Source organism: Polynucleobacter sp. AP-Latsch-80-C2, assembly GCF_018882185.1.
Classification (GTDB): Bacteria; Pseudomonadota; Gammaproteobacteria; order Burkholderiales; family Burkholderiaceae; genus Polynucleobacter.
In genome coordinates this window covers 61,059-74,621 of sequence record NZ_JACVOY010000008.1, presented here as the reverse complement: position 1 = coordinate 74,621, position 13,563 = coordinate 61,059, and the positions used below count along the sequence as shown (strand labels likewise).

Sequence of the window (13,563 nt, the reverse complement as noted above, 5' to 3'; positions counted from 1 at the left end):
ACGAGATTGCTTATTTCACCGTAAACTCAGACCCATGGCTAGCAAACACCCTTTACTAAATAAAAACCTTGTTTTACTCATCGTCTGCCAAGGCCTATTTCTCACCAATAACGTCACCTTCATCGCCATTAATGGCCTAGTTGGCTTTAGTTTGGCGCCGGTTAGCTGGATGGCTACCCTACCTGTCATGGGTTATGTCGTTGGCGGAGCATTTTCTACTTCGATTGTTGCCAAATCGCAAAATTATTTTGGGCGCAAGATCTCTTTTCAGCTCGGCTTACTGGTTGCGATGTTCTCAGCCCTACTTTGCGCATATGCTGCTGTCACTAAAAACTTTTGGCTTTTAACGGCAGGTACCTTTATAGCTGGTTATTACAGCGCTAATGGTCAGCTCTATCGCTTTGCAGCAGCCGAACTCACTGAAGCGAGCCAACGAGACAAAGCCGTTTCCTGGGTTTTGGCTGGTGGAATTCTGGGAGCAGTCATTGGGCCTAATTTGGCGTCGTGGACAAGAGACTTATTTGATACCGCGTTTCTGGGGGCGTATCTCACACTATCCATTGCTGCGTTTATCGGCATAGGGGTCATGCAATTTATTCACTTTCCTGAGGAATTTAAAACTCAGCACCATCTTTCAGATGGCAGAAGTCTCAAGACAATCCTCTCGCAGCCTGTCTTTATGGTGGCCGTCATTGGCGCAGCTTTAGGCTATGGCGTCATGAATTTACTCATGGCAGCAACCCCTTTGGCCATGCAAATCTGCGGACTTCCGTTTTCCGATACCGCTCTTGTTCTGGAGTGGCATGTGATCGGAATGTTTGCGCCTGGGTTCTTCACAGGTTCCTTAATTCAACGTTTTGGCGCCCTCAAAATTATGAGTGTCGGCGTAGTGCTCAATTTCATCTGCATCTCTATTGCACTGACAGGCACCGACCTGCATCAATTTTTTATTGCGCTCTTTTTACTCGGTATAGGTTGGAATTTTTTATTCACCGGTTCCACCTCTTTAGCGATGACCGCCTACAAACCGAATGAGCGAGACAAAGCACAAGCGGCTATTAATTTCTTTGTTTTTGGGACAATGGCCTTTACCTCTTTTGGCTCAGGCGCGTTGATTACCTCTCAAGGCTGGAGCATTCTGAATCTGGGCTCATTGATCCCCGTCATCATCACCGCCGCAGCCTTAATCTGGCTCAGCAATTACCATCGAAAACAAGCGGCTCTCTAAGACGTTTTTGCTAGCGGTAAATTAAATAATAGGTTTTGAGGTTTTAACTTGAGCTGTTGTTGCTCGTTCATGGCAATCGCCATATAGACTGGCTTTCCTGCCTGCACTTTGGTGACCGCAGCCTCATCAATAAAGTCTAAGCGAAACAAGCAAATAATTTTTTCTAGCTCATCCGCATCCACGACATCTTTGTTGTAGAGCTTATTTAAAATCTCGGTGGCCGCTGCATCTAAACCGACATGCCAAGACCATTTAGGATCTTGAATTTGTTGCATTGGCGTAATGCGAACTTGTACACCCAAAAAGTGGAGGATCCACTTTTCTAGTAGACGAGAAAAATAGTTAATTGGCTCGTGCCCAAAGTTCAGTTGCACTGCTAAATCAAAATCCTCATCTCTCGTCCAATATTCTTGGGCATTGCCCTCATGCAATACATCCAAATCTGCGGACCTCATTGCCATGGACTTCCCTTTGAGCAAGTCCAAAATATTCCCGGTCTCGCCTCCCTGGGCATTGCGCGCTACCACCTCATCATCTGCGCCCATCACAATGCTCTCATCTAGAACGCTAATCTTTTGAGTTCTAAAAAATAATTCCCCCATTCTTGCCTCTAAGGGATGGGGCTCTTCACCCAATATATGGCGCACAAAAATCTGGGCAAGCTGAGATACAAAAAGCGGTGGCACATCAACGCCAGCGCCCTTAAATAAACTCATGTAAAAACTCTCGAGGGAACTAGCAGCCAAAAGGCGCGCACGATAACGCAGCCATACGCGATAGTTCTCCTGAATATCCACATCCGCCATAGTGGCTATTTCTTGCTCAGTGAGCTCAGCGCGAGGATCTAGGGTCAAACGTTGATGTAGCGCTTGCTCTGCCTCACAAGACTCAGGTACCAAGCTTAATTCTGGTCTCTGAAGGTAGGTTCGCAAAAAGTCGTCTGTAACTAACAATTGCCCATCCGAGCTAATTGCTAAGGTTTTATAGGCAGAATGAGGCCAAAAATTCGACATACGTAAATGAGGCTTGCGCCTGGATAATCAATAAGGCTCAGAATATACTAGTCAGTCATTTTTATTTGAAATAGGAAAATCATGAGCGAACTCCAAAAAATTGATACTGTCGTTGGCGATGGCAAAGAAGCTACGGCTGGTAATCACGTTGATGTGCATTACACAGGCTGGCTTTTCGACGAAAAAGCAGCAGACCACAAGGGTCAAAAATTTGATAGCTCCTTGGATCGCGGTCAACTCTTTAGCTTCCCCTTGGGCGCAGGTCATGTCATCAAAGGCTGGGACGAAGGTGTGGCCGGCATGAAGATTGGCGGCAAACGTACACTCATCATCCCATCCGAGATGGGCTATGGTGCTCGTGGTGCTGGTGGCGTGATTCCACCAAACGCGACCTTAGTCTTTGATGTTGAGCTGCATGGCGTGAACTAAGCAAAACGATTTGAGCTCAGATGCTCAAAATAGAAAGGCCACCGCAGGGTGGCCTTTGTTTTAGCGCTCGCAATCTTATGAGCGCAAATCTTTACCATTCAAAGTGAGACGATTATTAGAGCGGTCTTGGCAAATACCAATCAGACGATTGCGTTCTGCCATCACTTTGTCTGCATAGCCGCCATCATCTTCTGCATTGGCTGCGCCAACATAAAACTTCAAGCCGTTACGTAATGAACCTGCTGTAGCAATGAGGTACTTCAAGATATAAGCGCCAACCCGAATATTCACCTCTGGTTTCGCTGCATCTGAAGTGCCACCGAAGATCGCATACTTGTCCCGATGAACATAAGTCATCACTTGCATCAAACCTTCTGCACCAGCATGACTCTTCGTGTTGGGATTGAAATTGGATTCAATGGAAATCACTGCCAATAAAAGCACAGGATCAATGTTGACTTCTTTCGCAATCAAGACCGTGTTAGAAACGTATTCTTCAATCTTGGCACGATCTAAGCTGTATTTCTTTTCGTAGAAATCAGCAATGGCACGTTGATTGTGAATAGAGCCCATCAAGTTGTTGTCGAGGGCCAGAGGATCCATCTTAGAGTTGGGAATGCGGTCTGCCAAATGGGAGATCGACTTCACTTGCAACTGCGCCACTGAAGGCATTAGGAGGGCAACGGTTTGCTGCTTAACGCTATTAATGCCCACAACATTAGCGGAGTTGGTCGATTGCAAATCAGCGGTCTGTTGTGATTCCTTATATTGGTCCAACATGCCAAAGCCGTTGCTCCAAACCATATGGCGCGCCTCATCGGGCACTAGGAGACGGGCCAAATCAAATGCCCCGGCATTAGTACCGTTTCCAGAGAGCCAAAGGCCAACTACTACGAATACGGAAACAACGAGGATGCCATTAATGACTCGATAGACCGGAGCCATAGCGTGGGCAAGCAGTTCTTTAGCGGCCAATGCTGCTGGCTGCACTTCCTGCATCTCACTCAAATTGTTAGATAAACATTTACTCATTCAATTTTTGCGACACTCCATAAAAACCATACTCTGTATTTATGTTGCAGCGCAATATTCAAAAAACATGGGACATCCTAAGAAGGTTCTTATATCTAGTCAAGAATAAAGAATCTACTTTCAATAACTTTTTGATCTTGATTTATAGTAGTTCCCCTGAATAGTCCGAAGACTTTATATTTTATTCAATAAATTCAGTAACTTATAGATGTAAGGGCTCGCTAATTTCACACTATAAAAAAGTGACTGAATTCGGACTTTTTTACTATTTGGAATGAAAATTGCTCCTGAAAAACCATACATCTAGTGTTTTTGGATAGTCCACTTTCTACCGGTAGTGGCTCATGCTTAATGCTCACAAGCCATTATTGGGACTAGATTTCTGATTGAATAGTGGAGCGCTAGAACTTAGATCGGTACGTTAGATCTCGATTGATTGCTAGCCCTAGAGCGAATTTAAGTCTGATGCCCTGTTAGAAAATAATCTAGACCAAGGAAAATGAAAGCTCCAAAACCGCTCAAGCCCCTACACTGGTAGATCATGAAATCGTTTCGAAAACTTTTACTGCTAGTCCTGCTTCTGACGCCCCTGAGCGCCTTTGCCCTTTTTGATGAGTGCAAGGACTTATTTCCAGGACAGCAAACTCCCAGCAGCCTACAACTTGGACGAGATCTTTGTTTTGATGGCTTTGCCATTTACTACTCCCCTCAAGACAAAAAACCAATTTATGCAGTGGAAAAACTGACTCGGGAAAGTCTTACGGGGCAGCGCCCTCGAAGAAGCAACCAGTTTTATGAAGAAGCGAGGCTGCCTTTTGCTGAACGCGCCCAGCTCTCTGACTATCGCGGGAGCGGCTTTGACCGGGGTCACAATGCTCCAGCGGGGGATATGAATAACGACAGATCGATGGCTCAGTCCTTCTCGCTAGCAAACATGATGCCGCAAGCTAGGCAAAATAATCAGGGGATCTGGGCAAAGAATGTAGAAGAGCCGACCCGTCAGTATGCAAAGCGAGTATCTGGAGATATTTTTGTGTACACAGGATCGGTTGGAAATGCTGGCAGCATCGGTAGAGGTCGAGTCACTATTCCAAGCCATATATATAAGTTAGTTTATGACCCTGCCAAAAATTCTGCGTGGGCTTATTGGCTTGAAAATACCAATGAAGCCAAGATGACACCCCCGATCTCTTATCAAGAGTTAATGCAAAAAACGGGGATTGATTTTCACCTACCTTTAGAAAAGAATCCCTCCGTATCCAAACCAGTTAAGATGCAAGTAGATCCTCAGAAAAGCAGCGTAGGTGCTTGGTACCCTATCTTCTTTGATGAATACTCACCCGCAAAAATCAATGGACTTATCACGCAGATCAAAGAAGGCAGGGTTGCCAGTGTGCAAATCCAATACGATCGCAACCTGGGATTGGCTCAGAAGGTAGTTTCACAGATTCAGTCACAAACTTCCCTCTTGGCAATGCTTATTCAAAGTAGCCCGCCCGATTCGACAGACGTTCAATACGAACGTGACCGCGTTATTGCGATCGTTCGCCTAAAGTAATTTTGACTTTTGCTCTAAGCCGTGGGCTCTTTGTATAGGAGCCAATAGGCCACGTAAACCATTGTGGTCTGAGGTATGCATTAGCTCCAAGAGCTGTCCAAGCTCGCCCTGAGGAAATCCTTCGCGAGCAAACCAGGCCAAGTAATTACCTGGCAAATCTGCGAGGGCACGACCAGCGTGTTTGCCAAAGGGCATCTTCATGAGAACGAGCTTCTCGAGGGCTTGTGAATCCATAGAGAGAAATCTTACAAGCAAAACCGTAAAGCCCTATGGCGTTCGCCATTTATCAGTTGAGGGTCATTTTATCAAATGAGAATCATTCTTATTTGAGATGTTATATTGAGAACCATTCTCAATAAGACTTTTCAACCACCACTCTCTAAAACCATGAAATTAACTATCAAAAGACTCATCGCCTTTAGCCTTTTCATTGCCACAACCCTTCATTTTTCGTTTGCTTTTGCAGGCGAAGGTGTATTCGGCTGGATCTACACCTTAGATCTGCAGCCTAAAGGCAGTCTCGAATTTGAGCAGCGCCTACAACTGAATCAACAACAAGCGGCTGGCACTTATGAGGCATGGACGGCAAGAACAGAGCTCGAATATGGCTTAACGAATGACTTACAAATTGCTGGGTATATCAACTCCTACTATACAAATGCCAGCCAGAATTACACCAACCCTGAAGCGTGTGGCGATTTAGCAAGTTGTACCGCTGGGTATGGCGTTCCTGAAAGTCATGATCCAACAACTGCTTATAGAAAAAGTGGTATCGAAGGGGGCTCTCTAGAAGCTATCTATCGTATTACCAATCCAGTGACCTCACCAGTTGGCGTAGGGCTCTACTTAGAGCCTACGCTTGGTAAAAATAAAAATGAGATTGAGGCGCGCCTTTTGTTGCAATCCAACTTTATTGACGACCGATTAATCCTTGCAGGAAATGTTGTCGTGGCAAACGAGCAGCTGAAATTTATTGGTAATGGCAATGTTCCAGAATCCATGCTCGATTTTTTAGTAGGTGCGAGCTATCGATTTGCCCCTAAATGGTCTGCTGGGGTAGAAGCACGCTTTCATAATGATTACTCAAGCTACAACTTGCAAAACCAAGTTCAAAAGGCAACTTTTATCGGCCCCAATATGCACTATGCCACCAAAGATTGGTGGGTCACAGGTGCCTGGCGCTATCAACTTAAGGGCAATACCTGTATGGGCGATGGTACTGCCGAATGTTCCAATGCTCGCGTCTGGGACAGTCACTCGGTTAACGAATTCATCGTCAAAGTTGGATTTCCTCTGAGCTAAATAGATAAAGAAAGATTGATGATGAACTGGAAACCAAACCCCTATGCATTTGCTGGACTGGCATTAATGAGTGCCCCTATCATTGCCCAAGCAAAAATATATGTTTCTGCGGAACAGGCTCAAAAAATCTTATTCCCCAATAAGCAGTTTAGTAAAACGCCCATTCTGATTACTGAAGATCTACAGAATAAGATGCGCAGCGCCTCCAGCATTCGCCACCCCTTTCAAGGGGATCGCATCTGGAAAGCGGCAGATGGGAGCTGGTTCATCGTCGATGAAGTCGTAGGTAAGCATGAAATGATTAGTTATGCCGTGGGAATCAGCCCCCAAGGCAATGTCACCGGCATTGAAATATTGGAATACGTTGAGTCCTACGGTTACGAAGTTGGCGAGGCGCAATGGCGTAAACAATTCGTTGGAAAAAATGCCAATGACCCTATCAAGCTCAATCAAGATATTCAAAACATAGGCGGTGCCACGCTTTCCTGTAAGCATATAACTGATGGTGTCAAACGTGTGGCAGTTTTATATGAGCTCGCCCTCAAGAATCCAGCGCTGGCATCCAAATCAAAATGAAGCGCTGCAAACCCTTAATGGGAACCTTCGTTGAGATATCCACTAAACAGGACAATGCCGGGGAGGCCATCGAGCTCGCTTTTTCAGCAATTGAAAAAGTACAAAGTCTCATGAGTTTTCATGACCAGCATAGCGAGCTTTCGATAATCAATCGTGAGGCTCACATCCGCACTATTCCCATCGATCCCTGGACCAGTCAAATTATTCACATAGCCCAAGATATCCACCAGCATTCTGATGGATTATTTAATTGTGGCATTGGGCATCGTCTGGTTACTGCGGGATTATTGCCATCGCATATCGATATTTCCAATCATAGTTTTGGCGGCATTGAGGATATATGCTTCATCGAAGAGAGCTGTGTTCGTTCGACGCTTCCCTTGTGCTTAGATCTCGGTGGTATCGCAAAAGGCTTTGCTGTGGATATGGCTGTTCATGTCCTCACCATGAATGGCATCGATTCTGGCAGCGTGAATGCTGGCGGAGATATGCGGATCTTTGGACATGAAGTTCAGACAATCCATATCCGCAACCCACAAGCACCCAGCGATGTTATTGAAATTGGATCTCTTGCTAATGGCGCGATCGCCACAAGTGGGCTCTACTTTTCCAATCGAGATCATGCGCAAAGTCACATCATCAACCCACTTGCTAGCAATGATTCAGAGATTCATTCGGTATTTTCTGAATCCTTCTCGATTGTGGCAAATGAATGCGTTTATGCAGACGCACTTACCAAAGTGCTCATTCTCTCCAAACAACTGCATCACCCCTGCTTTAAGCGTTATCAAGCACAAGCGATACGGATTGCCGCATGAGACGCCTTGGAAAAATGCCCGGATGGCAAGCTTGGCTAGTCATCGTAGGAATGCTTAGCTGCTCTATTACCGGCAGCCTTTATTTATTGGGTCATCAATGGCAGATTGAGCGCGCCCTATTTGCTAACCATACCGTTTTGGCAAGTCATGGGCTGTCTGCAATGCTTGCTACCTTAGCACTGGGCTCAGTGCTTCCATTTCACATTAAGGCAGGCTTTCAATCAGGACGCAAAAGAATCAGCGGCTTTAGCCAACTGGCTTTTTTAATGGTCTTATTAATTAGTGGAGGCCTCTTATATTACGGGCCAGAAGCAACGCGTGATGCAGTGATTAATTTGCATTGGATGGTGGGATTGGCTTTTTTTGCGATCTTTCTCTTTCATGGCATCGGCAAATTGGGCATCCCAAAATTACGTAAGTCGAGTATTCAATAAAAAGGGGCGCATTTTGCAATGCACCCCTTTCCCATAGCGAGGATTTCCAGTTGATGAATTTTTAAATTACTTACAGTAAGAACCTTTGTCACCAGATGATCCGCAAGAATTAATCCTCAACACCGAATAAGCTGGGCAAAAGCGGAAAAGCCCTGTCGCCATCGGAATCAGGCCCAACCATCCCCACCAGCCGACTATATTACTTGCCGCCAAGACTATCAATAAGGCACCAATAGCAATTCTTAACACTCGATCAATACCGCCAACGTTGTATGTCATCATGAATTCCTTTTCAAACGTTCAATACCTTCATTTCAAATCCCTACTTCTTGCAATAGTGCTTATATAGCAAGCCCATCACTGCAACAGCGACTTGGCTTGAGAGCGAGTAGTAAATTTGCTTCCCATCTCTGCGAGTCTTCACTAATTTCTCTTTACGCAACACTGTCAATTGCTGAGAAAGTGTAGGTTGATGCAGATCTAGAGCGGCCTCTAGCTCGCTCACACACTTTTCTCCTTGGGCAATTTCACATAAAAGCATCATGCGATCACGATTGGAGAGCACCTTCATGAGCTTGCACGCATCATCAGCCGATGCCTGCATCTTTTTCAACTCAGTTTTTGAAATCGTCATATTCATATCAAAGAACATTCAAAGGAATTTTGAGATAAGCCTTACCATTAGCCTCTGGCTCCGGAAAGTGCCCAGCCCGAATATTGACCTGTATCGACGGCAAGATTAAATGAGGCATTGCTAAAGTCTTATCGCGAGCAGTACGCATTTGCACAAATTGATCCTCTGTAATGCCGTCATGAACATGGATATTTTTCGCTTTTTCAGTGCCAACAGTTGTACAAGACTCGACTGGACGATCGCTTGGTGGGTAGTCATGGCACATATAGAGCTTAGTCTCGGGAGGATAGGACAATAACTTCTGGATTGATTGGTAAAGTGTCCTTGCATCACCGCCCGGGAAGTCACAGCGCGCTGTGCCAACATCCGGCATAAATAAGGTATCACCGATAAAGAGGGCATTGCCAATTTCATAAGCCATACAGGCTGGTGTATGGCCGGGTACAAATATTGCTTTGAGCGACAGATCACCAAAAGATATAGACTCACCCTCATGCAAGAGGCGATCAAATTGAGAGCCATCTGTTGCAAAACGATCATCTAAATTAAATACACCCTTAAATACATTCTGGACGTTAGTGATACGATTTCCAATCACCAATTGTCCGCCCAACTTCTCTTGGAGATAGGGTGCAGCGGTTAAGTGATCGGCATGGGCATGGGTCTCTAGAACCCAAGTGAGCTTCAACTGTTCGGCTTGAATATAGTCAATGACTTGATCAGCAGAGTGGTTAGTTGTTCTACCTGACTTAGGGTCATAGTTCAAGACAGAATCAATCACAACGCAAGGGCTTCCTTTACCTCCAGAAACTACATAGGTAAATGTCCAAGTTTCTGGATCAAAAAACGTTTTAATGTCAGCAGCTTCTTTTGGGTTCACAATAGCCTTTCAGGCATTACAGGGTAAATATTTAATATATATATTTATATATTATCTTAATATAAAATAAATTGCAATGGACTACTCAATCTTGATCAGCCCCGCTTTGGGCATCTTTGTAGGCATCCTAATGGGGCTTACTGGTGCTGGCGGAGGCATCCTATCTGTGCCGCTGCTGGTTTTTGCCCTGCATTTGAGCGTGGCAGAAGCTGCTCCCATCGCCCTTTCAGCTATAGCGCTTGCAGCTGGCGTTGGCGCACTCCTAGGGCTCAAGAATAAAATCTTGCGCTATAAAGCGGCAGGCTTCATGGCCCTATTTGGCTTATTACTTTCTCCTATAGGTCTATGGTTAGCTCAGCGCCTACCCAATAACCCGCTCTTGATACTGTTTAGCGCTACTTTGTTCTATGTATCTACTCGTCTTTATATTCAAGCCAGAAATGAGATTCTGGGAATCAAAACCCCACCGAGAAAACCGCCTCCTTGCCTGCGTAATCCAATCCATGGAAAACTGGATTGGAATGTACCCTGCGCTAGAGCATTACTATTTTCTGGAGGCTTAGCTGGATTTCTGTCTGGTTTACTGGGAGTTGGCGGGGGATTTGTTATTGTCCCTGCCTTAAAGCGCTATACAGACCTTCCCATTCAATCGATTGTCGCAACCTCTTTAGGAGTACTGGCCATCATCTCTGGGGGTGGCACAATTTTCTCCATCATGACAGGAAACTTTGATTACCTCATAGCCGCACCATTTGCCTTGGGGGCACTCAGTGGTTTATTGCTTGGCAGAGCTTTCGGCAAAAAAATCAGTGGCCCCAGGCTACAACAAATCTTCGCCATCCTGACCTTTAGTGTTGCCGTAAGCCTCATGTTCAAAGCTCTGTTTCATGGGTAATCGCTATTTTGAATAACTCATAAAAAAAGCCCTGGATTCCAGGGCTTTTTTTAAATACGCTGAGCAAGATTACTCAATGACCACCTGCTCCACCCAAGTAAGCAGCTTTTACTGCTGGGTCGTCTTTCAACTTCGCAGCGGGACCATGAGTAGCAATCTTGCCATTCTCCAGAACATAGCCATAGTCGGCTACGTTTAAGGCTGCGGCAGCAAACTGCTCCACCAATAACATCGTTACACCTTGAGACTTTAAGTTAGAAATAATCTTAAAGACCTCTTCCACCAAAATCGGCGCGAGGCCCATTGAAGGCTCATCCAAAAGAATGATTTCAGGGTTGAGCATGACGGCACGAGCCATTGCCAACATTTGTTGCTCGCCACCCGACAAGGTTCCAGCCAATTGGTTGCGACGCTCTTTTAAACGCGGGAACATCTCTAGAGACTTCTCTAAGTCATGCTTGATATCACCCTTGGGACGGCTACCAGTGAATCGCGGGAATGCGCCGAGGAGCAAATTATCAGTAACTGACATGGTTGTGAACACACGACGGCCTTCAGGGCTATGAGCCAATCCTAGGCGTGCGATTTTATGAGAATCGTAACCATCAATTTTTTCGCCGCCTAAAGTCACCTCGCCTGCTGTTGGCTTAATCATGCCAGTAATTGCGCGCATGGTCGTGGTCTTGCCTGCGCCATTCGAGCCAATCAAGGTAATCACTTGGCCTTTAGGAACATCAATATTGATGCCGTGTAGGACTTTGACTTTGCCGTAGCCCGCTTCAAGATTCTTAATAGATAACATGGTTTTTACCGATTCAATATTGTTCTAGTGATTAAGTACCCAAGTAGGCATGAATCACCTTCTCGTCTGCCTGAACTTCAGCTGGCTTACCTTCTGCAATCTTCTGACCAAAGTCTAAAACTGAGACGGTATCGCAAACTGACATCACCACATCCATGTGATGTTCAATCAAGATAAAGGTAATGCCGCTATCACGGATCTTACGAATAATGCGCAAGAGTTCTTTAATGTCTGGAGCGGTTAAGCCAGCTGCTGGCTCATCTAACAAGAGTAATTCAGGATCGAGCGCTAGCGCACGTGCAATCTCGAGTAAGCGTTGCTTGCCGTAAGGTAAGTTACGAGCCTCTTCGTTCGCCAAGTCATCTAAACCAACAAACTTGAGAAGCGCCATCGCACGAGCATGTGCCTCAGCCTCTTCTTTCTTGTAACGGGGTAGATGAAGAGCGATCTCCACCATATTGGATTTGAAGGTGTGATGTAGGCCAACCAAAATATTTTGGATTGCTGTCATTTCACCAAAAAGCTGAACGTTCTGGAAGGTACGCGCAATACCAGAGAGAGCGATATCGGAAGAAGTTTTTCCAACAACACTCTCGCCTGCATACAACACATTGCCTGCAGTAGGAACATAAATACCGGTCAATACGTTCATCATGGTGCTCTTACCGGAACCGTTTGGTCCGATCAAACCATGAATCGTGCCACGCTTAATACTGAGGTCTACATTATTGAGTGCCTTCAATCCACCGAACTGCATCAATACTGAGTCAACCTTGAGAAGCTCTGCACCGGTATTTTGGTTGGCAACTGTGCTGATAAAACTAACGGAATCGTCCACCTCTTCTGCAGCTTCACCACGAGTGGTTTTTGCTTTACCAACAATCGACTGGTAGAAGCTCTTTGCAAATCCAACGATACCGTTTTGCAAGTAGTAAACCACCAACAAAATCATGAAGCCGAAAATACTCAAACGCCAATCGGAGATGTTATCTAGCCAGAATGAGAAAACAGCCAAACCAACGACACCAGCCAAAGGTATGGCAACACGACGCGGTGTAGTCACCTTCTTAGACAAGGCCATTGCTGCACCTACTGCCACCACAATAGCGATGATTGAGGCAACGATACGGAACAAGTTAATGTCATCCAAGAGTTTTGGCAGGAGCACAATAATTGCCGCCCCAATCACGGCACCTAAGCGTGACTTACGACCACCCATGATGATGCCCAGCAAGAATAGGACTGCCAATTCATTGTTATAGGTGTTTGGAGAAATATATTGCTCAGAATAGGCGTACAAGCAGCCAGCCAAACCAGCGAAACCTGCGCTGATGACAAACGCAATCACCTTAAAGCGATAAACCGAGACGCCCATACAATCGCAGGCTACCGGACTATCACGCAAAGCTTCAAATGCACGACCCATCTGAGACTTCACAAAACGGTCAACCACGATTAAGGCAAGGATCGTAACAATAGATACCAGCCAGAAGTATTCGGCTTTAGTCATAGGCACACCCATGATCTCTGGTCGTGTGAGCTTGATGCCTAATGGTCCTTCGGTAAGCCAAGTCATTTCGTTAATCAAGATTTGCGCAATGGTTCCAAAAGCTAAGGTCACCATCGCCAGATATGGGCCAACGACCTTCAGGGCTGGCAAAGCTAAGATACCTCCAAAGAATGCAGTCACCAGAATAGAGGCTGGAATGGTGGCCCAAATTGGCAAGCCCAATTGGAAGAACAAAATACCTGCGGTATAGGAACCGATACCAAACAAGGCGGCATGACCTAGGGAAACTTGACCCACATAACCAACCACGATATCCAAACCAAATAATAAGATGGTGTAAATCAGAATTGTTTCAGCTAAGTGAATGTAATAAGGATTATGAACAAATAGCGGCAAACAAAAAAGGCCAACGATCGCAATTAATAGAGGGATATGAGACTTCAATTTCATCA

The 13,563-nt window shown here is 45.4% G+C and carries 16 protein-coding genes; 8 read left to right on the top strand and 8 right to left on the bottom strand.

The genetic code is table 11. The features are described from left to right. Positions 1 to 34 precede the first annotated feature (34 nt). Complete coding sequence (locus ICN47_RS09625; protein WP_216219721.1) at positions 35 to 1,228, top strand: MFS transporter; 1,194 nt, start codon at positions 35 to 37, stop codon at positions 1,226 to 1,228. On the opposite strand, the gene ICN47_RS09620 is transcribed toward ICN47_RS09625, so the two are convergent. Beyond that, positions 1,225 to 2,241, bottom strand: a complete 1,017-nt coding sequence (locus ICN47_RS09620) for a DUF6352 family protein (RefSeq protein WP_216219720.1) — start codon at positions 2,239 to 2,241, stop codon at positions 1,225 to 1,227. The two genes, ICN47_RS09625 and ICN47_RS09620, sit on opposite strands and share 4 nt — an antisense overlap. An 81-nt stretch (positions 2,242 to 2,322) precedes the next feature. Here ICN47_RS09620 and ICN47_RS09615 point away from each other — a divergent pair, with 81 nt between their 5' ends. Beyond that, positions 2,323 to 2,670 carry an FKBP-type peptidyl-prolyl cis-trans isomerase gene (locus ICN47_RS09615; protein WP_216219719.1) on the top strand — a complete coding sequence of 116 codons (348 nt, stop codon included), beginning with the start codon at positions 2,323 to 2,325 and terminating at the stop codon, positions 2,668 to 2,670. 75 nt (positions 2,671 to 2,745) lie between these two features. On the opposite strand, the gene ICN47_RS09610 is transcribed toward ICN47_RS09615, so the two are convergent. Next, complete coding sequence (locus tag ICN47_RS09610; protein WP_216219718.1) at positions 2,746 to 3,702, bottom strand: transglycosylase SLT domain-containing protein; 957 nt, start codon at positions 3,700 to 3,702, stop codon at positions 2,746 to 2,748. Between the two features lie 541 nt (positions 3,703 to 4,243). Between ICN47_RS09610 and ICN47_RS09605 the strand changes: the two genes are divergently transcribed. Next, positions 4,244 to 5,260, top strand: a complete 1,017-nt coding sequence (locus ICN47_RS09605; protein WP_216219717.1) for a DNA/RNA non-specific endonuclease — start codon at positions 4,244 to 4,246, stop codon at positions 5,258 to 5,260. Here the strand turns inward: ICN47_RS09605 and ICN47_RS09600 are convergent. Further along, positions 5,252 to 5,494 (bottom strand): DUF3820 family protein, encoded by a 243-nt coding sequence (locus ICN47_RS09600; protein ID WP_216219716.1) that lies wholly within the window; start codon positions 5,492 to 5,494, stop codon positions 5,252 to 5,254. The two genes, ICN47_RS09605 and ICN47_RS09600, sit on opposite strands and share 9 nt — an antisense overlap. A gap of 153 nt (positions 5,495 to 5,647) precedes the next feature. Between ICN47_RS09600 and ICN47_RS09595 the strand changes: the two genes are divergently transcribed. Genes ICN47_RS09595 through ICN47_RS09580 form a run of 4 tightly spaced genes read left to right on the top strand, consistent with a single transcriptional unit; the run spans position 5,648 to position 8,390 of the window. Further along, positions 5,648 to 6,562, top strand: coding sequence for a DUF6662 family protein (locus ICN47_RS09595; RefSeq protein ID WP_216219715.1), 915 nt, complete (start codon positions 5,648 to 5,650; stop codon positions 6,560 to 6,562). Positions 6,563 to 6,580: 18 nt separating this feature from the next. Next, complete coding sequence (locus ICN47_RS09590) at positions 6,581 to 7,138, top strand: FMN-binding protein (protein WP_255538989.1); 558 nt, start codon at positions 6,581 to 6,583, stop codon at positions 7,136 to 7,138. Next, positions 7,135 to 7,956, top strand: a complete 822-nt coding sequence (locus ICN47_RS09585) for an FAD:protein FMN transferase (RefSeq protein WP_216219714.1) — start codon at positions 7,135 to 7,137, stop codon at positions 7,954 to 7,956. The genes ICN47_RS09590 and ICN47_RS09585 overlap by 4 nt, the downstream gene beginning before the upstream one ends. Further along, positions 7,953 to 8,390 carry a hypothetical protein gene (locus ICN47_RS09580; protein ID WP_216219713.1) on the top strand — a complete coding sequence of 146 codons (438 nt, stop codon included), beginning with the start codon at positions 7,953 to 7,955 and terminating at the stop codon, positions 8,388 to 8,390. Before ICN47_RS09585 ends, ICN47_RS09580 begins: the two co-directional genes overlap by 4 nt. Positions 8,391 to 8,456: 66 nt before the next feature. On the opposite strand, the gene ICN47_RS09575 is transcribed toward ICN47_RS09580, so the two are convergent. The 3 genes from ICN47_RS09575 to ICN47_RS09565 are packed head-to-tail and all read right to left on the bottom strand — an operon-like array spanning position 8,457 to position 9,904. Continuing rightward, positions 8,457 to 8,669 carry a DUF2892 domain-containing protein gene (locus tag ICN47_RS09575; RefSeq protein WP_216219779.1) on the bottom strand — a complete coding sequence of 71 codons (213 nt, stop codon included), beginning with the start codon at positions 8,667 to 8,669 and terminating at the stop codon, positions 8,457 to 8,459. Between the two features lie 43 nt (positions 8,670 to 8,712). Then, entirely contained in the window at positions 8,713 to 9,030 is a 318-nt protein-coding gene (locus ICN47_RS09570; protein WP_370626310.1) for a metalloregulator ArsR/SmtB family transcription factor, read from the bottom strand. 1 nt (position 9,031) lies between these two features. Next, entirely contained in the window at positions 9,032 to 9,904 is an 873-nt protein-coding gene (locus ICN47_RS09565) for an MBL fold metallo-hydrolase (RefSeq protein ID WP_216219711.1), read from the bottom strand. A gap of 76 nt (positions 9,905 to 9,980) precedes the next feature. On the opposite strand from ICN47_RS09565, the gene ICN47_RS09560 reads away from it, so the two are divergent. Then, positions 9,981 to 10,799 (top strand): sulfite exporter TauE/SafE family protein, encoded by an 819-nt coding sequence (locus ICN47_RS09560; protein ID WP_216219710.1) that lies wholly within the window; start codon positions 9,981 to 9,983, stop codon positions 10,797 to 10,799. A 73-nt stretch (positions 10,800 to 10,872) separates the two neighbouring features. On the opposite strand, the gene ICN47_RS09555 is transcribed toward ICN47_RS09560, so the two are convergent. Both ICN47_RS09555 and ICN47_RS09550 read right to left on the bottom strand, forming a co-directional pair. Further along, on the bottom strand, positions 10,873 to 11,601 hold the full coding sequence (locus ICN47_RS09555; RefSeq protein ID WP_216219709.1) for an ABC transporter ATP-binding protein: 729 nt from the start codon (positions 11,599 to 11,601) through the stop codon (positions 10,873 to 10,875). A 31-nt stretch (positions 11,602 to 11,632) separates the two neighbouring features. Further along, on the bottom strand, positions 11,633 to 13,561 hold the full coding sequence (locus ICN47_RS09550) for an ATP-binding cassette domain-containing protein (RefSeq protein ID WP_216219778.1): 1,929 nt from the start codon (positions 13,559 to 13,561) through the stop codon (positions 11,633 to 11,635). Positions 13,562 to 13,563: the final 2 nt, after the last annotated feature.